Raw genomic sequence first — 21,606 nt, forward strand, 5'->3', positions numbered from 1 at the left:
GTGCAAAACCCTCATGCATAGCACGATAAAACAAAAACTGACCGGTAACAGGCTGGAAAGCTATTGACGATCTCTACTCAGAAAAATTTTACCTAATCGCTTTAGATTGCTGGCAACAACAGCCAGCGCAACGGGGAAAAAAAAATGACACCCATAAATTTGTTTTCTTCAGGAATAGAGCCATTAAAATAGGTGAATTTGACAAAATACGGCAATGCCGTATACTTCTAATCTATGATTTTCATCGAAACAAGTAAATTTACCAAGATACTCTCTTATTATTTGTCAGATGATGAATACAGAATGTTGCAATGGCACCTTCAGGAGAAACCTGATTCTGGTGACATTGTTCGTGGTAGCGGAGGTGTCCGTAAAGTACGTTGGGCACCAGAAGGTAAAGGTAAAAGTGGTGGCGTTAGAGTAATTTATTACTGGAAAAAGAGTGACCATGAAATATGGATGCTCACAATGTACAGTAAGTCTGAACAAGCCTCTATACCCGGCCACATACTTAGAAAGATTGCGGAGGCTATCGTAAATGAATGATCGTGATATCGGCCAAGAAATTCTTGATGGTATAGAAGAAATTAAGGCTTTTAAATCAGGTAAGGGAAAGTTGAAAACTTCTACTCTTTCAGAGCCATCTCCAGCCAAAGAAATTCGACAAAAATTACAACTTTCACAATCAGCATTTGCTGGTTTCATGGGAGTGAGTATCAGAACCATTCAAGACTGGGAGCAAGGCCGTAGAACGCCACAAGGTCCGGCAAAAGCCTTGCTCAGAATAGCAGAGCAGTGTCCTGAAGTATTTCAAGAGTTACGCTAACCCATAGAAATAAAAAGGACATCCATAAATTTGCTTTATCATCCACCTGGTCTACTTTTTCATCCATCACTGATTTTTTACCAGGACAGGTGAGTCCATGGCTCAGGCCCGCAATACTCTGATTGACCCCAGTTCAACGCCTTATTACCACTGCATGGCAAGATGTGTTCGTCAGGCTTACCTCTGTGGAGAGAACCACCTGACTGGCAAGAACTACGAGCATCGCCGCCAGTGGGTGGTGGATAAACTCCGGGAACTGGTTTCAGTCTTTGCTATCGAAGTCTGCGCTTACGCTGTCATGTCGAATCATTATCACGTGGTTTTGCACATCAATCAGTCATCTGCCAGAGGCTGGTCACGGAATGAAGTGCTTCACCGTTGGACGACCTTGTTTACAGGCCCACTTCTGGTGCAAAGGCATCTGGCCGCTGACAAACTGGGCAGCGCTGAATTGGCCCGTATTGATGAATATGCTGAGGAATACCGGCGTCGTTTAACGGATATCAGCTGGTTTATGCGCTGCCTGAATGAACATCTTGCTCGTGAGGCCAACAAAGAAGACGAGTGTAAAGGACGCTTCTGGGAAGGTCGCTTTAAAAGCCAGGCATTGCTGGACGAAGCAGCGTTACTGACCTGCATGACCTATGTTGACTTGAATCCGATTCGGGCTGGAAAGGTAGAAACACCCGAAGAGTCCGACTACACGTCGATTCAGGAACGCGTGGAGCAGGTTACACATTCTGAGACTAAAAAACAGCCGCTGACCCTGAAACCTTTTTGTTCGCAGGGCCAGAATACGGACGTTGCCCTTCCCTACCTTCTTCACGACTATCTGGAACTGGTTGACTGGAGTGGCCGCATTGTCAGGACAGATAAGAAAGGTTCGATCCCGTCGTGTACCCCTCCTATTCTTCAAAGATTGGACATTGATCCGGATGAGTGGCTGAAAACCATGCAATGGAATAATCGTTTTTATCGGGCAGTTGGCCGTCTGGAAGCGATGAAGGCCTTTGCACTTGAAGCCGGACAGAAGTGGCTTCGAGGTTTAAACGCCTGCAGTTGTTTGTACCTGACAGGTTAGCGTAGAAGTCAGTTAAGGAACTAAACACTTTCTCTTTATCCTTCCTCGACTTTAAGTCGAAATAGGTTTGTATTGTCTGAATCATGGCTTGAGCAGCCTCTGTTCGTCGAATCCTGTTGTGTGGCTCGGTGATAAGCTATTCGAAGATAGATTTTCTGATCCTTTTTGGGGTTACAGTTTTTGAATGTCTTATTTTTTATGGGTGTCTTATTCTCTTTATTCTTTATGGGTGTCTTATTCTCTTTATTCTCTTTTAAGTGCGAATGATGAACTACATCTTCAATTTTGTATCTCAATATTTGTAATTTGGTCATTTTTATTAAAAAACACTCTTTTTTTGTTCTACTGGATTCTTTTTGAAATGCTTCCTGTTTTTTTCTGTTGATAATCCTCTTACCCATTTTTATTATCAGATAGAGCCAGTCATCGTCACTGAAGTGCTGAGTGTTTCCGTGCAGGTAATCTTCCATTAATGATATTTTGTATTTTTCGCCAACGGTGAAATAGCCTGCTGGTTTTTCCAGGGTTGTTATTTTTCTTGTTTTTATGGGATGAAGGCTCTGTTGCTCATCTGAAAGAGTGTCATCTACAGGCAACCGCTTGGTAATTTTCGGGCACGGGCCCGCCTGGCAAGTCGTATCTGCCGAGATGTGCTTTGGCTGTGAGGAGATTGGTGGTAAATGCATGGATATAGTCCTTTATAATTCCAACTCATTACTCTATACGATGATATTTTGCCGAAAAAGTTCAAAAGGTTTTAAAAAAAATTGAAAAGCTTGCCAAAGCCGGTTGAGTACTTATGAGTCTTCGGGAGTGGCCGGTGATTGCAGCTGTTCAGACACCATTGCAGAAGCACGCCTGCTGGTACTGAAAGATCCCAGCCTTTGGTAGCAAATTAATCTGAGTAAAAAATGTACGAAAGTACTATAAACGACGAGAGATCAGCCCAGTAAGTGAGTGGGTGCAAGTCGGCAATGCCACGACGCTTTTGCCAGTCTGACGAAAACGCGCTTTGTGTATGATCTTTCATTCCAGGGTCATCTGCTACAGATTTACAGGCAGTAGGGGCGCAAGTATGGAAAACTTGATTGAAATGGCATCCTGTAGTCTACCATGTAGGCTTCGCCCTAATTTCTGACGGCTATAACAATACAGGAGTCTTGGAATGTATAGACACTTCTTTTTTTGGCTATTAGTAATTTATCTACAAGATGCAAGAGCAGTTGAAGATTTAAGAGTTTTTTTCGTTGTCGAACCATCTAATTTGAAATTCTTGATGGATGGGTGTTATCAGTTTAATACAGAGTTCAGTTACTCTATAGAAGATGTTAAAGATGAAAATAAAGGGAGTCGTAAAGCAGTAGTCGTCTTTATGAAACATTTAAAAAACCCATTCTCTTGTTTTTTGGTTCCTTCTCGTGAGTTTGGGGTTTTTGCTGAGGGTTCTGATGATTATAAATTTTATTTGCATTATTTTGATTTTGGAGATGACGAGCCAGGTTTTACTCAATATTTTATTACCAAGTCTTTTTGGTATCATCTTTTTTATACGTCATTTATCGAGCAAAAAAATAGAGAGTCAAAGTTTGCTGAATCATTTGTTAGTAAAATCTCTGATTTGGAAGTAGTGCTTTTATTTAAGTGCTTTGGTGATGAAGAGTCGAGAAATGACTGTAAAGACTATTTATTAGAGAGCCTTGAGTGGTTTGGGTGGAATATTGAAACTAAAGACAGAAGAAAAGATGGTTTTATATACATTAGAATTATTATTCCTCTTGGAAATGAAAACCATAATAATTCCCAGACTTTTCAGCTAGATTCCAATGTTCGTTTGGATATTGAAAAGTCCGGTGTAAGAAGGAAAGGAGAGAGAAATAAAGGTTCTATGATTTTTTTTCCATCATTAGTATGTCAGAAGAAATCCTGCGAAACGCTGGCCCTCAGCAGCGTACAGAATCAGGAAGACTATTGCGCTTTCGGAATGATTGGTTCAAACAATGCTTGTGTATGGACATTTCCCAGAAGCTACAACCAACTGGAAACCTTTGTTGAAGAAAGCCCCAGCACTGGCACTAATGTTACTGCTAAAGCTAAAAATATCTATGAAGCCTGCAGAGAGTACACTAAAACCTCGGCAGATGTCTTTAGCATCACTAAAGCCTTATTCGTTGCTCTGACGGGAATTGTCAATAGTTTCAAAAGAGTAAAGTCAGACGGTTCTAACAGTCTGGAAAATACGAGTAAATATTTAAATGAGCTCGGCTTTGAGGTTCATAATATGCCAACTGATGGCTACTGTGGCTGGCATGCTATCCTCAGTTGGATCAGAAACAATAGATATGAGCTTTTATCTGAAATGACTGAAAATCCAGATGAATTAACGGCAAGTGACGTATTTGAATATTTTTCTGCCAGAGCGCAAGAACGGGTTGATGAAGGTGATGAACCTGACTTTTTCGTATCAATGGCCAATGAAATGAATGGGTCTCATTCGGATAGAATGTGGCTTGAAGATAATCATATTCGTTACCTGATTGCCCCGTTTATCAACCAAAATATTTTAATGTTTGATATAGCTTCTAATGCTCCCACTTCAGGATGTCCTTTTCAGGTTAGCTTGATAACACCAGATGGTGTTGATATTAACTTTCAGAATCAAAACGAAATTGTTGAAGCGTTACATGAAAATCGTCATTGTATGATGTTGCTTCATGCTTCTAATCATTGGTTGTTGATAGTGCCTGCTGATCAAGTGGCCAGAACTCAAGCTAATCAAGGAAATACAACTTCACAGGATTTACCCGGAGGGTGGCTTGAAATTGACTGGAGTAAAGTCGTTGTTCCACAGTCTCTTTCTGAATAAGTAGTTCAGAGCATTATAATGCCCGTTTTTGCTCTTGAGGCAGTTATTGTCACTGAAATATCGGGTATTGTCATACAACTTCACTATTGGTCCATATTTTTCCTGAATGTTCAAAAAAATTTGATAAACAATAAGGTCGATGGCTGTCTGAGGGGATTCTCCGGATCAGAGGCCATCTACCACAGAGTGCAGCTGTTGGAATTGTGTGTGAGCATAACCGATGAAGGGTTTTGATTAGTTTCATTTGTCAAGAGTCATAGTACTACTAGAGTTCACAAACAGTGATCCAAGAGGAAGTGACGCAGTGAAAGCATTTTTTTTCATTCTTATCTTTTTTTTTACGCAATTTTCTGTGGCAGGGAGATTTTCTGATGCTATTTTAGGTAACAATTTTACAGCAATAGAAGAGCTCATCAAGAAAGGTTATATGCTCGAAAGAGAGAATGACGCCGTGTCCGACGCACTTAATTCCGGTTCATTGGAAATGCTGCTTTTTGTGCTTAAGCATGGTGCAAACCCGAATTCATTTACCTATACACATACCTATAATAGTTTGAGGGTCGCACATATTTTAAATGATGCCTCAACGATATCTGAAATTGTTGCATTGCTCAGTTTTGGTGCAGACCCTTTTGCTGACTCTCTATGGGAGTGTAACCATGCATTAGTTGATAAAAGGTGGCTGCATTTAATTATTTATTATTATTGGTGGAAAACGTTAAAGTACGGTAATTTTACAGCCCCCAATAGCCTTTCTGAACTCAATGTCATTATAGGGTCTTTACCTTTCCTGATAATTAACTCTTTTGTTGTTTTTATGGAAAATAATCTTGATTTGGAAGAGATATTACCTGTGTTGCCAGAAGATCTGAAATGGTTATTTGATTTTGTAAGCAGACAATAACCAGACGACAAGGGAACCGTAGAATAAGGTCTGATTAATTCGAGTTATATTTACGACATATCAGGCCACTTTGACAGGCTCTTCCTTGCAGTTTTTTTGTTTCTTGCCATCTTGGCATCTTCAAAGTTGATCAGCCCTGTGCATGTTGATAAGTGCTTTTAATCCAAACTCTTCTTAAATCGTTTTGCTGCAGCCACTAATCCAACGATCGTAAAAACGCCCAGGTAAGCAACATCTGTTGTCATGCCCTCTAATTCTGCGCCTCTTAAAATAATACCCCTCATCAACCGCATATAGTGGGTTGCAGGCAAGAGTTCGGAAAACCATTGCGCAGCGATTGGCATGCCTTCAAAAGGAAACATAAACCCTGACAACAAAATAGAAGGCAGCAGAATGAAAATGGTCATTTGTGAAGCCTGCAATTGCGTTTCCGCGCAGGTGGAGATAATCAGCCCCAGTGTCAGACTGGCAGAAATAAACAGCAGGGTAGCCAGTAACATCTGGAAAATACTGCCGACAAAGGGCACATTAAAAATCAGATTACCCAGTAACATAATAATGCCGGTCTGAATAAAACCTGCAAAAATATAGGGAATGATTTTGCCAATCATCAGCTCTATCGGGTGAACGGGTGTTGCTATCAACAGTTCCAGGTTACCCCTTTCCCGTTCACGAACCAGTGCGGCAGAAGTGAACATAATCATCGTCATGGTCAGAATAACGCCCACCAGACCAGGAACAGTGTTAACGACGGATCTTTGCTCCGGGTTGTAATAAAGAGCAACTCTGAAAAGCTCTCTCGAAGGCTCTGGCGCAATGCCTGCAATGGCAGACAATGGCATCTCCCGGAGCTTTATAATAGCTGAGCTGATCATGGGGTCTGAGCCGTCAACCAGCCATTGCGCGGGGATTCTGCCATCGTCCAGGCGCTGGTTGAAGTCAGTTGGAATGATCAGGGTAGCCCTGACTTTTCCGTTCAGGAGTGCCTCTTCCGCTTCCTGTGGGAGCCTATCCTGTCGAACAACTCTGATCACCTGAGTCGCCTTCAGCGCCTCTACAAGAGCCCGGCTGAAGTAAGTTTGGCTAGTATCCACAATACTGACCGGTATTTCTCTGACATCGGTATTGATAGCGAAGCCAAACAGCAGCAATTCAACCAGAGGAATAATAACGATCATGGCAAAGGTGGCGTGATCGCGTGACAGTTGTCGAAATTCCTTCATCAGGACTGAGAAGGTTCTTTGCAGGCTGTTGCTCACGCCTGACAGGGTTGAAGCTTTTTCCACTACTGTCGCCGCTGTCGAGTGCAATGAACAAATACGTCCTCAAGACTGGGACGCACCCTCTCAATGGTTCTGTCTTTCATTTCTTGCGGCCATTGGCTTCGTAACCAGGCTTCAGGCTCAGTGATCCTGTTGCTGATCAGAACCCTGAGGCGAGTTCCCTGCTGGGCTGAGGATAAAATTTCTGATCGGGCTGCCAGAATCTCCCTGATCTGACGAAGATGATTGCCGTTCACCTCCAAAACCGTGGCCTGTATATCGGCCATGAGTTGTTTGGGTGAACCTTCGGCCTGTTTGATGCCACCCTCCAGAATGGCCAGGTTATGGCAGCGCTCAGCTTCATCCATGTAATGAGTGGACACCAGAATAGTGACTCCCTGATCACAGAGATCAAAAAGTGTTTCCCAGAAATCGCGGCGGTTCTCAGGGTCTACCGCTGAGGTTGGTTCGTCCAATAACAATAATTCGGGCTTGTGCAATGTCGCTGCTGCAAGCGCAAGCCTCTGCCGCTGACCACCACTGAGACTGCCCGTCATACGCTTGCGGCGCCGATCCAGACCGTAGGTCGTGAGTTGGCTATCAATGCGTTTATTGATCTCTCTGCCCGGCAGGTTGAAAACTTGTGCCATGAACTTCAGGTTTTCTTCTATGGAAAGATCGCCATACAGAGAGAATTTCTGGGTCATATACCCCAGACGTCGTCGAAGGGCTTCTGATTGTTCAGGTATGTCCAGCCCCAGAACACGGATGTCACCCTGACTGGGCGTCAGTAAACCGGTTAACATTCTGAGCGTAGTCGACTTGCCACTGCCATTAGGCCCCAAAAAGCCAAAAATTGTTTTTTCTTCAATGTTCAAATCCAGATGATCCACGGCCATGAAATCACCAAAACAGCGGGTCAGCCCTGTGGCTGAGATAGCTTGGCGACTCACAGGGGAAGGTCCACTTGTACAGGCAGGCCTGATGGCAGATCGGCAGCGGTTTCTGGAAGTTGTACTTCGGCCATGTAAACCAGTCGGGAGCGTTCCCTTTCATTGAGGGCATAGTGGGGAGTGAAAGCCGGGTCCAGAGATACCCAGCGTACCTGACCAGTAAAGGCTGTCTTTACGCCATCAACATGTACCGTTAAATGGTCGCCTACGTGTACAGCCGCCTTATGGGGTTCTGGAACGTAAATGCGGGCATAGGGGGCTTCATTCAACAGCAGGATGGCCAGTGTGCTGCCTGCTGAAACTCTCTCGCCCTGGCCTCTGGGCAGACTATCCAGCCAGCTGTCTCTTGTCGCATAAATGGATAGATCCTCCAGCTTTCTCTGTTCCAGAAACTGATTGGCTAATGCCTTTTTCACAGAAGCCTCTGCCTGTTCTATGGCTTCAGGGCGGTTGCCATTGAGCAGACTCAGGAGTTTTTCGTTGGCATTCACTTTTTCTGCAATAAGCACATCACGTTCTGCTCTCGCCCGATCCAGTCTCGATTGACTGATCAGTTTGCGCTTTAGCAGTACTTCGTTTCTCTGAAACGTTTTGTTGGCATCCACCAGCCGGGCTTCTATTTGCCCGACACTGGCTCTCGCTGCTGCTATATCTTCCATTCTTGCTCCGTTGACCATTTCATTGAGGTAGGCTCGTGCCCGCTCCGTTTCGGCCAGGGTGGCAGCAACAGCGGCCTGTTGTTTGCGATCATCCAGCTTCAGGATCAATTGACCGGTTTTAACAGGGTTTCCCTCAGGGATAAGAATGTCTGTAATCAGCTCCGAAGCGGTGGCTGTCAGAGTGACTCTGTCTCGTTCAAGTGTCCCTAGCGCCTGATGGTGATCGGAAGAGAAGCAGCCGGAAAGCAGGAGTGTCAGAGCGGCAGCTGTAGTTAACGCAAGATGACTTTTTAGCAATCGGTTCATAGAGTGAAGGTGTGTTTCGTGACGATTAACATCCAACAAATGTAGACACAAAACGAAGAGACGTCTTATAACTGTCTCGCCAATGTCTAATACGTGATGAACCCGAAGTCTGTGAGAAGGAAAGCAGTGAGTACCGAATCACTCAGGAATCGGGGAAGATCGGTACTCAAATAGACGTTTAAGGTCGATCACCCAGCTGATGTCAGGAACTCAACCGAGGGTGCAAAGAATGCGCATCCGGTGACGGCCTGTGAATAATCCATCAAGTGATCGTAGTGACCATGGTTATCGGCCTTGATCATGGACTCCATCATCTTGTCAAAATGGACTGGAGTGCGACAGTAGGAGACAAAGTAGAGTCCTCCCTCACTGGCATTACCATAGGGCATACTGTGACGGAGTATTTCCATACTTTTGCCTTCGCTGTTCTTGACGTTGGAACGTTTTACGTGAGCGGTTGGTGCTTTTTCTTCGCCACTGAATTCAATGTTGTCTTCCTTGGTGCGCCCGATCACTTTTTCCTGCTCGGGTACTGCCAGTTTGTCCCACTTTTTGAACAAGTGAACCCACTTCTGGGTGTGGATATAGCAGCCACCGGCAAACGACTGATCTTCGTCACCCACCAGAGTGACGCTGGCTCTGTCATCGCCCTGTGGGTTTTCGGTGCCGTCTACAAACCCGCTCAGGTCACGGCTGTCCAGGTAACGAAAACCTGTCTCGTCTTCCTGAATGTCAACCGCCTGTCCAAAATGATCCATGGCTCTGTGCAACAGGATAAAGTTGATATCCCGGCGGTTGGAACGGATATGAAGCAGCAGGTCACCCTGAGTGGCAGGTGCAGTCCGGTCACCTTCTGTCAGTGCTTTGAAAGGAGCAAGAAGGGCCGGCTTACCGTCTTTGTACAGAACATCCCAGGCCTCGCTGCCAATACTGATCGTGGAGGACAGCCTTGCATCGGGATACTGTTGGCTGAGCTCCTCAGTCAGTCGGGGAATCAGTGCACAGGTCTTTCTAATCTGTTCAAGGCTGTCTGCATCTTGTCTGATAGTTAAAACCAGAAAGCAGGCATCGGTATTGGCTTCTGGAGTAATTCCTGATTGTGGTGTGCTCATTTCCAAATCTAACGTCAGTTTTCGTAACAATGGGAACCTGTCTGTTTTCTGTCAGGTTACCTTGCATAGCATGAAGGGGTTTATAGTTTGGATCAATACGCTTATCTGGCTTTATCGGATAGATTGCGGGCCTCTTCGCACTCACCCTCTTCAGCCATTTGTGCCAGTTGCGAACATTCCGATGACATCGGCTGGAAAGGACAGGCTGTGGTCTCTTCCCGACGGGTCATGAGGCTGGCAATAGTGTCTTGCCTGATAATCTTGCTCTCAATGGAGTCAATGGTTCGAAAGCTCAGCCAGACTGCTATCAATGAAAACAGGACGCCTCCGGCTGCCTGACCCACCATTACCCCATAAGCCCCCATATATTCAGAGGCGACCCAGATGAAAGGGACTGTACCCAGTGTCGCCCGGCCCCAGTTTAACAGGGTTGAGTATCCGGGCTTGCCCAGATTGTTAAAGGCCGCATTGGCAACGTACATAGTTCCTGTAAACAAAAAGCTGATGGCAATCCAGTTGCAGAAAAACGACACCAGACTGGCAGTTTCACCCCGGGCTCTGAACACCTGAATGAGAATGTCCTGCAGTAAAAACAGTATGACTGAAATCACAAGGACATAATACACGTTAAAGAGGATAGCATTTCGAAGCGACTCCCTGACCCGGCTCATGCGTCTTGCCCCAAAATTCTGGCCTATTATGGGTCCAACCGCGCCAGACAGGGCAAAAATGACACCAAATGCAACAGGTATCAGCCGGTTAATGATGGAATAGCCTGCTACGTAACTGTTGCCGTAATGTGACATATAGCGAACCATCCAGGCACCACTGAAAGGCATGGCCAGATTGGTGGCAATGGCAGGGAGGGTGATGGCAAGAATGTTTTTGAGATCCTTGCAAAAAAGCGACCAATCAAAGGGGGAGTAGAGTTTATGTTTATAAAAAATACCGTAAAAGGAAATACCAAACATTGTGACACGGGCCATCACTGAGGCAATGGCTGCCCCCTCTATACTGAGTTCCAGAAGAAAGATCAGAATGGGGTCCAGGATGGCATTCACAGCACCGGCTGAGAGTGACGATGTCATTGAGAGCCTGGCATCTCCAACAGCTCTGAGTCCGGCTCCAAGGGTCATGGACAGGCTGACCAGAGGCATCGAGGGAATCACAATATGCAGGTAACTGTCGGCCAGTTCATGAACTCGTCCGGTGGCTCCCAACAGAGCAACCATTTGCGGAATAAGAAGCCAGAAGAGGATGGCCAGCGTGACACTGACTAATAGCACCAGGAAACAGATGTTTACCTGATATTGGCAGGCTTTTTTCCGGTTGTGGCTGCCAATGGATTTGGAGACCAGAGCCCCTGCGGCAATGGATAAACCAATACCCAAAGCGGAAGTGATAAACAGGATAGTGCCCGCATAACCAATAGCTGCAGCCAGATATTTTTCACCGAGCAAACTGAGAAAGAACAGGTCGAGCAGGTCGACAAAAAAGAGCGTAGTGATGCTCGCTGCATTGCTGAGACTCATAACAATGACGTGCTTCATTGTTGAGCCCTGGGTAAAGCGGGCATGGGTCATCGTAGGCTAACCTTTCGACACTGTTTAGGTGAGTTGGGCATAAAACGACAAAAGTCGTTAGAATTCTGGATAGTAAAGAGCCGTATTTTGCTCAGTGAACAGGATATTGTGTTTCGACCAGCTTAGTTCAGATCCCGGCGACGGGTCGGTTAAATGGCGTTACAATAAAACGCTTTAGCAATTGCGGACTGTTTTTCTATGGATCTTATCTGGAACCGGGCTGAAACCGGGTCCCCATTACTGATACTGGCCCATGGTGCCGGCGCGGCCATGGACAGTGATTTCATGAATCAAATGGCTGACTTATTGGTGACAGAAGGTATCAGTGTCGTGCGCTTTGAATTCCCTTATATGCGAGAGCGAAGAGAAACCGGAAAAAAAAGACCACCGGACAGGCAGCCAAAATTATTACAATGCTGGCAGGATGTGATCGGGCAAATCAAAAATGAATACAGCGGCTCTCTGCATGTTGGCGGTAAGTCAATGGGTGGACGAATGGCCAGCTTGCTGGTGTCTGAGATGACTGATCTTTCGTTGAGTGGCGTCGTATGTCTGGGTTACCCGTTCCATGCACCGGGTAAACAGGACAGGCCCAGAACAGAGCATCTTGCCGATTTCCCATTACCCATGCTGGTGGTGCAGGGCAGTCGGGATGCCATGGGTGATTATGCAACCGTTCAGGGCTATGAACTGTCAGAGAATATTGAGCTTCACTGGCTGGCGGACGGTAATCATGATCTGAAACCCCGGATAAAATCGGGTTTTACTCATCAGCAGCATTTGGTTAAAGCCGCACAAAAGATCTCTGACTTCATAAAGACAAAGTTTACGTATACTGGTCTGAACTAAAGTCTCATAGAATAGTCTCAATTCTGTCGGGCAATAGTGAGGATTGGTGTTGACCTCAACAGCAGCGTTGTATCGGCGGGTCTGGAAGTTTGCCTGGCCTGCTATTCTTTCCAATATTTCGGTTCCCCTGCTGGGTCTGGTTGATTCTGGGGTCCTGGGGCATCTCTCCAGTGATATTTACCTGGCAGGTGTCGCCATTGGCAGTACATTATTTACACTGCTGTTCTGGGCTTTTGGCTTCCTTAGAATGGGTACTACCGGACTGGTGGCTCAGGCCCTGGGTCAGGATGATCATCAGGAAACCCGGCAGTGGCTGGCCCAGTCGATCCTGCTGGCTGTTGTAATCGGTGTTTTCCTGATCCTTTTATACCGTCCGCTTCTGGATATTGCCCTGCCTTTATTTAACGCGGCTCCTCAGGTGACCGAGCAGGCCAGAATCTATTTCACCACCCGAATACTTTCAGCTCCTGCGGTCTTGATTAACTACGCGATCGTCGGCTGGTTGATCGGAATGCATCGTCCCAAGGGGCCCATGTTTATTCTGGTACTGGCCAATGTGGTCAATATTATTCTGGATCTGCTGTTTGTTATGGGTCTCGGAATGGCTACCCGAGGCGCAGCAGTGGCAACAGTGATCGCTGATTATACCAGCCTTTTGCTGGGGGTATGGATAGTCAGTCAAACCTTGAGAGGTATGTCCGGAAGCTTTGTTCGCGCAAGGATTCTGAATCCGGGCTCTATGCGCCGCCTGTTGTTATTAAATCGACATCTGTTTGTTCGCACGCTTTGTCTGCTTGCAACTCAGGCTTTCTTTATGGCACAGGGGGCCCAGAGCGGTAGTCATATACTGGCTGCCAACGCTCTGTTACTGAATATGTTGCTGCTGATTTCCAATGGATTGGATGGCTTTGCCCACGCTGCCGAGGCACTGAGCGGCGAAGCTCTGGGGCAGCGAAAAGAAGATCGCTTTAAGCAGATTGTCAGGGTAACAGGCTATTGCTCGCTCATGTGTGCCGTTCTGTTTTTCCTCACCTTCTCGCTGGTGGGGCAGGGCATCATTGGCTTGTTGACGGATATTCCTGCTGTCGCAGAAACTGCCAACATCTATCTGCCCTGGCTGGCCGCCATGCCATTATTTGCTGTCTGGTGCTATTGGCTAGATGGTGTGTTTATTGGTGCCGTGCGAACGGATACGATGCAAAACACCATGCTGGTGGCAACGTTAATTGTTTTCCTGCCGGTCTGGTATGTCACCCGGGATATGGGAAATCACGGCTTGTGGTTAGCCTACAGTGCCTTTATGCTGGCCCGCAGTGCAGGGCTGGCTATTGTTTATCGATCCCTGAGTCGGTCCGGGTCTTGGGTCAGATAACAGGAGTGAATGTGTCGGAGACTATAGAAATCAATCATGAACTGGATACTTCAGGTCTGCTCTGCCCGGAGCCGGTCATGATGTTGCATAACAAAGTGAGGGACATGAAGACGGGAGAAACGGTCAGGGTTATAGCGACTGATCCTTCGACCGAGCGTGATATTCCCAAGTTCTGTAACTTTCTGAATCATGAGCTGCTGTCTCGTGAGCAGCTGGAAAAACAGTATATCTACCTGATTCGCAAGGCCGGTACCTAGCCTGTACAACAGTATTACTTAATCTGGCAATCATTTCACATAACTGTTCCGGGGTCCCAGTATGGTGCGCTATGCACCATGCTGGGTCGTTGCGAAACGCATTGCGGTAGAGAAATTGAAGAAAATTGACTAAATAGTTAGTTTTTATATAAAGTTGACGAGTTGGTCAGGTATTTGCATTGTCTATACCAGACGCTGATACAGCGGCTATTGGATATATAGCTATAAAAGCACGGGTTACGCTCAAAATAATTGCGTGCATTTATTCAGAACAGAATTATTACAATAAATCCTGAAGGGAATAATCATGAAGTTAATGAAACAAGCCGCTATTGCTGCAACCATTGCTGCTGCCTCTGCAGGCGCTCAAGCGGATATCCTGTGGAGTAATGTCTCGGCAACTTATTTGACCGGTGACGGCTATTTGAATGCTTTTTCCGGTGAAGAGGGTAAATCCCAGGTGGTAACTCTCGAGCATGCTGCTGCATACACCTGGGGTAAGAGCTTTTCTTTTGTTGATCGTTCTTTTGTAGAAGATGACGTTGATAATGATGATACCTACGGTGAGGTACATATTGATTTTTCGCTTACTGGAGGTGAAGGCTTTAAAGACTCTGTGATCAAGGACGTTTATTTTGCGACACAGTGGGAACATGCTGCGACGGTAAATCTGGATAATATTTTATTGGGTGGTGCAATCGGTTGGAATGTACCTGGCTTTATCTTCCTGGATACTGCCGTTTATTATCGTGCTAATGGCAAAGACTCTTTTGACGTTGAGTTGGATGACAATTTTCAATTTACTACAGCCTGGGCCGTGCCTTTTTCTCTAGGTTCAACTAAATGGTTATTTGACGGTTTTGTGGATATTACTAATGCTACGGAAAATAACTCGGGTAAAGATGTCGAAATGCAAATTATTGCACAGCCTCAGTTAAAACTGGATGTGGGTGATTTCTTCGGTAAAGAAGGCAAATATTACGCCGGCATTGAATACAACTACTGGAAAAACAAGCTTGGTCGTGATGGGCAGGATCAAAACCTGCCACAGTTCATAGTGCAGGCAAATTTCTAAAAGCTTTCATATCTGTCAGTTGGAACAGTGTTGTGATGGAAAAGCCAGCGCTTTGCGCTGGTTTTTCATCATATGGATTTCAGGGCATCCATAAATTTGATCCCCCAATTCTTAAAAGCAGGTTTTAATCCTTTTAAATCTAAGCTCGGCAGGTCATAGCAGTCTGTCCCGCCTGAACGCTTACCAAGTAAAATCATTCTGATAATGGTACTTGAGTAACATTCCAACGAGACTATGTGCCTCTCTGTAATGATGAGCTATCAGATCCCGAACCTGCTCCGTCAACGCAAGCCATCAAACACGCGGCCGCACATCCCCTATCAGAAGCAAGCAGATTACAGCCTGTGACATTGGAGTCTGCCGTAGCAGAAGAGCATCAAGTCTTGTCAAATCACAGAAGGCAACACTGGACACTATTGTTTGATGATGCAAATTCAAGTGATTGATTTCTGCTTATCACAGGGTCAGGAGGGAAAGGCACTGCAACCGTTTTCGAATACCTGAAATAAATAAAGCACTTTCAAATATAATGTCTATTGTTATTTTTTGTCGATAAAACCTTAAAAAATAAATTCAGAAATGAAAGCAACGAGGTTCCTGACTATGGATCACCTGTTTTTTTTATTTATTTTGTCTGTTACTTTGCCGCTCGCTGGTCACTGCAATGCTTATACCAGCCTGTTGAGCTGGGCAGGTTGGGGGAGTTCCTCCAAAGTTACTGAGACATGGGGTGAGACAACGGGAGAAATTAGTAAACTGTCGTTTAGAGGGAACAATCCGCCTCTTCTTCTAACTTATGATCGCAAAGCGGTTGGTGAGAACGGTAAAACAGTTTCTGAATTGGAGAACAATCAGTTTTATGTCATTCTCGATAGTCAACCGGGCGATCAATTTAATTTTTGTTTCCGGACGTCTCCTGCATCGTCGACAGGGGATTTTCCCTCTCTGCCGGTATTTAAAAAGCCTGTAACGGGTCAGGGTATGCCGGATATGCAAAGTGGGAGAATAAGACGGGTTGCTTCAACACCCGACAGGGGTCGATGGCAACACGAGTACTCGGCCAGATGGCGTTTACCGGCAGGTCATCAATCGTTGGTTTTAGCCATTGAAGATAATGATGATGGGTGGATTATAGAACCGGAATGCAGCGGTATTGTTTCAGAAAACGGGTCTTTACCGTTTTTACCTGGCAGTAATGCGTCTGCTAACAAAAAAATATCATTTGTCGATATTTTTTACCGCGATAAACCGGCTGAAAAGGATGGGTCTGGACATTCTGACGACAGCAGTCGTGTCAGCGGGCCTTTTGCGATACCCGGAGCCTCGGGTACTGCGGATAACAGCGAACCATTCACAAGCTCTGGCGGAGGCGGTTTTGGCAGTGGCGATGATTTAGGCGATTTATTCAAGAAGAGGCCGAGTGGCGGGATGGGCCCCCTTTACTCCTTTGAATGGATGAGTGAGCAGGTCAGCAGGATTATTCTGGTGCCTGGCACTGACGGCCAGGCCGTAAAAAAACAGATTTGGGATGCCCGGATTGTGCTCAAAATCAAGCAGGGTTGGAATGAGCAGGCCATTATTATTTCGCAAGAACTTTGGGATAAAATAAAAGCTGCAAATCTTGAAAGGAGTTCAGGGCTTTTTCTGGCATTGTCGAGAAATCCTGATAATCCGGAAGCTGTATTTGAACATTACCTGAGCAGTAACCCGCCACAACCGCTACAAACAGAACACTACCGTCGATATGGACAGCAAGCGTTCATTTTAAGTCCCAAACAATTACGCAGCGTGTCCGTTTTTCCTGGCCAGATCCCCACCGGGATCGGCCATCCTGGAGGAACCGGAACCGGTCAGACTGGGAGTCAAAAGGGCGATCTCAACGGGGCCCAGCCAACTCAGTTTCAAGGTGGCTATGGTCGTCAAAATCAGGACAGCGGTGGTGGAAGAGAGAGTGGCGGAGATGATGGGGCAGGTGGTTCATCAAGCGGTAGATTATGCCAGAATTGTAATAATAATAAGCCTGTACTCGCCTTTAATAAATGCAAAGAATGTCTGGATCGTGAATCTGGTGTACTTGAGCAGGAATCGACTGAAGCGCAGCCTTCCGCAATGGCACAAGACAGGGAAGAAGAACCTGTGTCAGGTACACAAGACGCTGATACTTCAGTAACCGATGTATTTCAATGGTTCAAAGCTTTGGATTTAAATGAAAGGGAGAGAGAAGATTGTTTTCGCATTAATCATTACTATAATTTACCGGCACTTTATAACCTTTTAACGCAAAATTTGATGTCAGATAAAAATGCGTTAAGTGAATTTTATCCGAAATGGTTTGAATTTTTAAAAGGCAGTCTGTCTCTTTATCACCTTATTTTACAAGTCGGTGAGTTGGCAAAAACCCAGGGAATTGAAGATTACGCTGAGGTGACAAGGATTGTTAAAACACTTGCTATTCACAGGGATGAGTTTGAGAGCGAAACCAGTTTGAATCGATTCGGAAACGAATTGCTGAACCAGCTAACCGGTAATGACTTTTTAGCTTCTGATGATCCGGGTCAAGTTTTTTATTCAGGAATAGATAGCCAACAGAAAATAGTGTTAATCAATTATATTTATAAAATATTTGAAGAAATGAGTCGGTCGCTAAAAGCTGAAATATTTCCATCAAGTTTTTTAATAGTAATAATGTTCAATAAATTTGGCAGAGATGTTTATGATAGGTACGGTTTTGGTATACCGGATCCGTACAATAATCGTGGGGAGTTAACAAGAATTCTTAAGTTTGGGTTTGGTGGTGAATACTCTTTTATTACTCCAAGTAACAGAAGTTATTTAACTGGAAGCAATAGTCAATCATTTCATGATCTGGCATTAAATATTAGTACCAATCAGTTTATAGATTTTTATGAAATTGAAACTCTATTGACTGCTTTTGTTCTCATAAGATCAATGCACGGAAAGCGTTTAAAAGATCTATTCTATGAAAATGTTCGTTTTGCGGAAGATGTATCAAGTAAGCAACTTGAGCTTCTAAGAACCTTTGCCTTAAAAGGCGTTGAACAGCTTGTTACGCTTCTGGAACAGAAGGGAGCAGAAGAAAAAGACAAGTTTATACATAGTATGTTTTTGATCTTTGGTATGGCCCCTGGGGCACTATTTGGTGAGCCATCGGATCAATCGTTTGATGAGCTATCGGATTCTGAACCTGTTCCGTCAACACAAGCCGTTGCACATGCGTCCGCAGATCCACAGTATCAGCAATCAGAAATAAGCAGGCGACAGCCTGCAACTTTGAGCCCTCATTTAGAAAAAATGATGGGTGTTTGTTCTAAACTAGGCATCGATCCTGACCAAATTGTCGAAAGAAAAAGCACTGTAAAGTTGAGCTCTACCGTAGCACAAGAGGAACTCCTGATTATTGCTTCTAAACTGGGAATCGATTGGCAAAGATTTGCCAAACAGACCGGTGTTCTTAATGAAGAACATCTAAGAGAGATTAATAAGGGTGACGATCATGATAAGGCAAGGGTAATGATAGAAAAATGGCAAAAAATGAAAGGTCGGATTATCTTCGATGACTTACTGGAAGTTTTTGCAAAGATCGGACGATACGACCTTATACAATATTTAGTAAGGCGTTACCATTTTTGAAATGAGTATCTTTGCAGTGCCCCTCTGTAATATGGGGCTGGGTTATAAGAAGCATCAGCAAGTCTACTGTCTGGCTCTTGATCAAGGGTTGAGCAAAACTTTTGCGGTGGAGCTGGCATTGAACGACACTCTTCTTGCAAACTTTGGGCTTGTTACTCAGAAAGACTTATGGATCCGGTTTAACTATCCCCAGTGAATTGCCGACTGTGGACCGGCTTGCCATGGTGTAGGGGCTAGAGACCTCCGGCTAACGGATATTTATGTGCAACCTCTGACTCCTTTGCTACTTTTATCCACTATGTCTTGTGAACTTTTGGATAACCGGATCAACTATGAAAATTTTATGTTCAAATATACAAGCCATTGCATTATGTATTTGTAATTTAATTTCATCTGTTTGTCATTCTACTCCGTTTATTGCAGAGCACAGAAGTGGATTTACGATTACCGGAGATATTAGCAGATACGAAAATAGTGTGTTATTTAACAATGTAAGAATGATTCGCTATGCAAGTAATGAAAGCTTGGAAGAATATTCTCATGATTATGTCTATTTTAAGGGGCTTTTGGAAGGACGTAATGATAATAGAGATATCCCCAATGAAGAATTTTTTCTTTTTATGGATAAATTTAAAGATGTAAGTGTTATACGAAAATTATTACCACTAACATTTTTTGTTAGCGAAGTTACTGATAAGCCTGTCTATATCACAGATATTCAATCTCAGAATGATATTACAATTGCCCATGGTATTGTAACAACACTAAGCAATGAGAATATAACACTTGTATTTTCGGAAAAAAGTATCCACTCCACTGAGTTAGATAACAAATGGACACTTAGGAAAATATACTTATATAAATCTCTTTTAAACTTTGACGGGCTGAATAATGCAAGAGAGGAGCTTTCTTTCACTGAAGTTTATACTGGTAGTCGATGTGAGTTTCTTATTGGTAATAGTAGAGAAATAACTTATCCATCAGATATTGCAGTGAAACTACTATTTAGTGCAAGTGCTTCAGTATTTTCAGTGGCAATCATTATAGTAACCCCAATAGTAGCTGTTTGTATTCCATTTTTACTTCACTCCTTGAAGCAAAGACTTGAATTCCGTTAGTAGTATGATTCACTTACAGCATATAACGAGCCTGTAGAAAAAAACCAAAAACAAAGCCGTAAAACTTGCGGCTCCTGTTATCAGCGAATGCTGATCTAAAACCTTTTCCCAAAGTGGTGTAGTTTTTTTGTTCGGAAAGCCTCCGCTGGACTCGCCATCAGTAATATGAGCATAAATATTTCTGATTTAGGAAAATACAGAATTAACCAGCAGCCGACTCCTGCCTGAAATATCAGTCCATTGTCCTTAGAATTTTTACCCTACCCAGGTCTTATCATGCCCATGATAATGATACTTGAGTAATTGCATTCCAACGAGGTTGTGTGCTTCTCTGTAATATGGGTCTTTATTATAATAATAAATATCTGGATTTTGATGAAGGTCTATAACGCAGGGGGCCTTTAGAGCACCTTCTAAGAAAAAATCTTTTGAATGCTCCGCCAGAAACAGACAACTATTGTCTCCCTTAGAAAAAACGAAACTAGTGTATTTCAATAACTTAACGTAATGAGATGCAACATCTGCTATCTGTTTTACTAGATATTCATAGTTGGACTGTGCCTCACCAGATAAAATATAATCAGACAGGTTTCTAGCTTTTTCAATAGACCAATTTCCTGAATTGTATTTATTTAAGTGAGGCATAGCAATGAAAAATGATCTATGCGTTCTTAAATGCTCTCTAACCTTATCAGATAATCCGTTTAAAATCACAAGTTCTAATTCGTTTAGTGGCAAATATCTTGAAAATATTGGCTGAGTAAATGTTCCATGGCTAGCTAGTATATAAGGTGGTTTGGAAAGCCATTGATTATCAATATCTGAATAAAACAAATGATTGCTCCCGAGCTTCTCAAAACGATTTACTAAATCAGTTTTGTTTTCTGATTTTGCCTTATCTATACAAAAACTTATAGTCTTGGTAATGTTTTGAGATACAGCAATTCTAATAGAATCCATAAACATTATGCCCATGGATGAAGCATAATTCTGTAGTTGTATGGGTAATTTCAACTGCAGGTCTGATTCAAAAGAAATACACAGGATATTGTCATGGTTTTTAAATTCATCTTTCATTTCTTGAATTTGATGTTTTGTGAGATTCATGTCCGAAAACACAATGAACAGTGGGATATCATGCCTACTGAGGTTAGTTGCTTCTTCTAATATTCTCTGAATATAATTTATTCCTGGTTGAGTTCGAGGATTGTTCTTGCCATTAAATATGGTCGTGCCGTGCAGTGCGACCCATGTGTGAAATACCGGGCATGGAGGACATACCTTCAAATCCATAGCTGTGGCTTTCTCTAATGAATTTATGCCCGAAAACTTTAAACTATCAGCCATGTTTTTCCAGGAATCGTCATCAATGGAATCAAAATAAACTGGATCCAGAGTGGCGACTATATTCTTTGCCAGTTGGAAGTGGTGGTTGTCGTTACCTTTTTCGGGTGTTACCGGAGCAACGTATCTTGATGATAAGTCCTTATAACTAAGAGAATCTCCATCGTTTTTTGCTTCAGAGAGAGATTTCATAGCTTCAGATGGGCTCTCATACTCGGTTTTAGAGTATGGTGACGAATATTCTCCTGGAAATATGTTCTCTCCTACAACTTTATCCACGTCATTGCTCCTTTTGATACCCAATAATTTTTAGAGTCTTTTAACTTTGTTTAGTTCTAATTAATTGCTAACAAGAGTGTAAGTATCTCTGACAAAGTGTGATTGAAAGCCG

Annotated in this window: 19 protein-coding genes; 12 read left to right on the forward strand and 7 right to left on the reverse strand. The window is 43.9% G+C overall.

The features are described 5' to 3' along the window. Positions 1-234: 234 nt before the first annotated feature. The 3 genes from ACOMG9_RS08410 (at position 235) to ACOMG9_RS08420 (ending at position 1,907) form a co-directional block, all read left to right on the forward strand. Complete coding sequence (locus ACOMG9_RS08410) at positions 235-546, forward strand: transcriptional regulator (RefSeq protein ID WP_448216592.1); 312 nt, start codon at positions 235-237, stop codon at positions 544-546. After that, positions 539-826 (forward strand): helix-turn-helix domain-containing protein, encoded by a 288-nt coding sequence (locus tag ACOMG9_RS08415; RefSeq protein ID WP_422133231.1) that lies wholly within the window; start codon positions 539-541, stop codon positions 824-826. The genes ACOMG9_RS08410 and ACOMG9_RS08415 overlap by 8 nt, the downstream gene beginning before the upstream one ends. A gap of 97 nt (positions 827-923) precedes the next feature. Further along, a complete protein-coding gene (locus ACOMG9_RS08420) occupies positions 924-1,907 on the forward strand; it encodes a transposase (RefSeq protein WP_448216593.1) in 984 nt (327 codons plus the stop codon). Positions 1,908-1,942: 35 nt separating this feature from the next. Here ACOMG9_RS08420 and ACOMG9_RS08425 read toward each other — a convergent pair whose 3' ends face one another. Then, positions 1,943-2,593 carry a hypothetical protein gene (locus ACOMG9_RS08425; protein ID WP_448216594.1) on the reverse strand — a complete coding sequence of 217 codons (651 nt, stop codon included), beginning with the start codon at positions 2,591-2,593 and terminating at the stop codon, positions 1,943-1,945. A 479-nt stretch (positions 2,594-3,072) separates the two neighbouring features. Here ACOMG9_RS08425 and ACOMG9_RS08430 point away from each other — a divergent pair, with 479 nt between their 5' ends. Then, positions 3,073-4,770, forward strand: coding sequence for a hypothetical protein (locus ACOMG9_RS08430; RefSeq protein ID WP_448216595.1), 1,698 nt, complete (start codon positions 3,073-3,075; stop codon positions 4,768-4,770). A 304-nt stretch (positions 4,771-5,074) separates the two neighbouring features. Then, positions 5,075-5,674, forward strand: coding sequence for a hypothetical protein (locus ACOMG9_RS08435; protein WP_448216596.1), 600 nt, complete (start codon positions 5,075-5,077; stop codon positions 5,672-5,674). Positions 5,675-5,832: 158 nt separating this feature from the next. Here ACOMG9_RS08435 and ACOMG9_RS08440 read toward each other — a convergent pair whose 3' ends face one another. From ACOMG9_RS08440 to ACOMG9_RS08460, 5 genes are all read right to left on the reverse strand, one after another. Next, the gene (locus tag ACOMG9_RS08440; protein WP_448216597.1) at positions 5,833-6,960 is read right to left on the reverse strand and encodes an ABC transporter permease; all 1,128 of its coding nucleotides are present in this window, start codon (positions 6,958-6,960) and stop codon (positions 5,833-5,835) included. Continuing rightward, positions 6,960-7,835, reverse strand: coding sequence for an ABC transporter ATP-binding protein (locus tag ACOMG9_RS08445; RefSeq protein ID WP_448218629.1), 876 nt, complete (start codon positions 7,833-7,835; stop codon positions 6,960-6,962). The genes ACOMG9_RS08440 and ACOMG9_RS08445 overlap by 1 nt, the downstream gene beginning before the upstream one ends. 50 nt (positions 7,836-7,885) lie before the next feature. Next, positions 7,886-8,854, reverse strand: a complete 969-nt coding sequence (locus tag ACOMG9_RS08450; protein ID WP_494530073.1) for an HlyD family secretion protein — start codon at positions 8,852-8,854, stop codon at positions 7,886-7,888. A gap of 188 nt (positions 8,855-9,042) precedes the next feature. After that, complete coding sequence (locus ACOMG9_RS08455) at positions 9,043-9,966, reverse strand: Dyp-type peroxidase (RefSeq protein WP_448216599.1); 924 nt, start codon at positions 9,964-9,966, stop codon at positions 9,043-9,045. A 101-nt stretch (positions 9,967-10,067) separates the two neighbouring features. Next, positions 10,068-11,549, reverse strand: a complete 1,482-nt coding sequence (locus ACOMG9_RS08460) for an MATE family efflux transporter (protein WP_448216600.1) — start codon at positions 11,547-11,549, stop codon at positions 10,068-10,070. Positions 11,550-11,747: 198 nt separating this feature from the next. Between ACOMG9_RS08460 and ACOMG9_RS08465 the strand changes: the two genes are divergently transcribed. From ACOMG9_RS08465 to ACOMG9_RS08495, 7 genes are all read left to right on the forward strand, one after another. Beyond that, the gene (locus ACOMG9_RS08465) at positions 11,748-12,398 is read left to right on the forward strand and encodes an alpha/beta family hydrolase (RefSeq protein WP_448216601.1); all 651 of its coding nucleotides are present in this window, start codon (positions 11,748-11,750) and stop codon (positions 12,396-12,398) included. A 46-nt stretch (positions 12,399-12,444) separates the two neighbouring features. Then, the gene (locus ACOMG9_RS08470) at positions 12,445-13,770 is read left to right on the forward strand and encodes an MATE family efflux transporter (RefSeq protein WP_494530074.1); all 1,326 of its coding nucleotides are present in this window, start codon (positions 12,445-12,447) and stop codon (positions 13,768-13,770) included. A gap of 11 nt (positions 13,771-13,781) precedes the next feature. Further along, on the forward strand, positions 13,782-14,027 hold the full coding sequence (tusA, locus tag ACOMG9_RS08475) for a sulfurtransferase TusA (RefSeq protein ID WP_448216603.1): 246 nt from the start codon (positions 13,782-13,784) through the stop codon (positions 14,025-14,027). A gap of 307 nt (positions 14,028-14,334) precedes the next feature. After that, a complete protein-coding gene (locus tag ACOMG9_RS08480; RefSeq protein ID WP_422133243.1) occupies positions 14,335-15,102 on the forward strand; it encodes a DUF5020 family protein in 768 nt (255 codons plus the stop codon). Positions 15,103-15,705: 603 nt separating this feature from the next. Next, on the forward strand, positions 15,706-18,753 hold the full coding sequence (locus ACOMG9_RS08485; RefSeq protein WP_448216604.1) for a death domain-containing protein: 3,048 nt from the start codon (positions 15,706-15,708) through the stop codon (positions 18,751-18,753). 1 nt (position 18,754) lies between these two features. Next, positions 18,755-18,949: a hypothetical protein gene (locus tag ACOMG9_RS08490; protein ID WP_494530075.1), complete on the forward strand. Its 195-nt coding sequence runs from the start codon at positions 18,755-18,757 to the stop codon at positions 18,947-18,949. A gap of 136 nt (positions 18,950-19,085) precedes the next feature. Continuing rightward, a complete protein-coding gene (locus tag ACOMG9_RS08495) occupies positions 19,086-19,871 on the forward strand; it encodes a hypothetical protein (protein ID WP_448216605.1) in 786 nt (261 codons plus the stop codon). A gap of 255 nt (positions 19,872-20,126) precedes the next feature. Here the strand turns inward: ACOMG9_RS08495 and ACOMG9_RS08500 are convergent, their stop codons facing one another. Beyond that, complete coding sequence (locus tag ACOMG9_RS08500) at positions 20,127-21,494, reverse strand: hypothetical protein (protein ID WP_494530076.1); 1,368 nt, start codon at positions 21,492-21,494, stop codon at positions 20,127-20,129. Positions 21,495-21,606: the final 112 nt, after the last annotated feature.

The sequence above is a fragment of the Endozoicomonas sp. PH6C genome, from assembly GCF_059322965.1.

Excerpts from the sequence above, each read along its gene's own strand:
- ACOMG9_RS08410 (WP_448216592.1), top strand. The coding sequence starts at position 235 with ATGATTTTCATCGAAACAAGTAAATTTACCAAGATACTCTCTTATTAT.
- ACOMG9_RS08415 (WP_422133231.1), top strand. The coding sequence starts at position 539 with ATGAATGATCGTGATATCGGCCAAGAAATTCTTGATGGTATAGAAGAA.
- ACOMG9_RS08420 (WP_448216593.1), top strand. The coding sequence starts at position 924 with ATGGCTCAGGCCCGCAATACTCTGATTGACCCCAGTTCAACGCCTTAT.
- ACOMG9_RS08425 (WP_448216594.1), bottom strand. The coding sequence starts at position 2,593 with ATGCATTTACCACCAATCTCCTCACAGCCAAAGCACATCTCGGCAGAT.
- ACOMG9_RS08430 (WP_448216595.1), top strand. The coding sequence starts at position 3,073 with ATGTATAGACACTTCTTTTTTTGGCTATTAGTAATTTATCTACAAGAT.
- ACOMG9_RS08445 (WP_448218629.1), bottom strand. The coding sequence starts at position 7,835 with ATGGCCGTGGATCATCTGGATTTGAACATTGAAGAAAAAACAATTTTT.
- ACOMG9_RS08450 (WP_494530073.1), bottom strand. The coding sequence starts at position 8,854 with ATGAACCGATTGCTAAAAAGTCATCTTGCGTTAACTACAGCTGCCGCT.
- ACOMG9_RS08455 (WP_448216599.1), bottom strand. The coding sequence starts at position 9,966 with ATGAGCACACCACAATCAGGAATTACTCCAGAAGCCAATACCGATGCC.
- ACOMG9_RS08460 (WP_448216600.1), bottom strand. The coding sequence starts at position 11,549 with ATGACCCATGCCCGCTTTACCCAGGGCTCAACAATGAAGCACGTCATT.
- ACOMG9_RS08465 (WP_448216601.1), top strand. The coding sequence starts at position 11,748 with ATGGATCTTATCTGGAACCGGGCTGAAACCGGGTCCCCATTACTGATA.
- ACOMG9_RS08480 (WP_422133243.1), top strand. The coding sequence starts at position 14,335 with ATGAAGTTAATGAAACAAGCCGCTATTGCTGCAACCATTGCTGCTGCC.
- ACOMG9_RS08485 (WP_448216604.1), top strand. The coding sequence starts at position 15,706 with ATGGATCACCTGTTTTTTTTATTTATTTTGTCTGTTACTTTGCCGCTC.
- ACOMG9_RS08490 (WP_494530075.1), top strand. The coding sequence starts at position 18,755 with ATGAGTATCTTTGCAGTGCCCCTCTGTAATATGGGGCTGGGTTATAAG.
- ACOMG9_RS08495 (WP_448216605.1), top strand. The coding sequence starts at position 19,086 with ATGAAAATTTTATGTTCAAATATACAAGCCATTGCATTATGTATTTGT.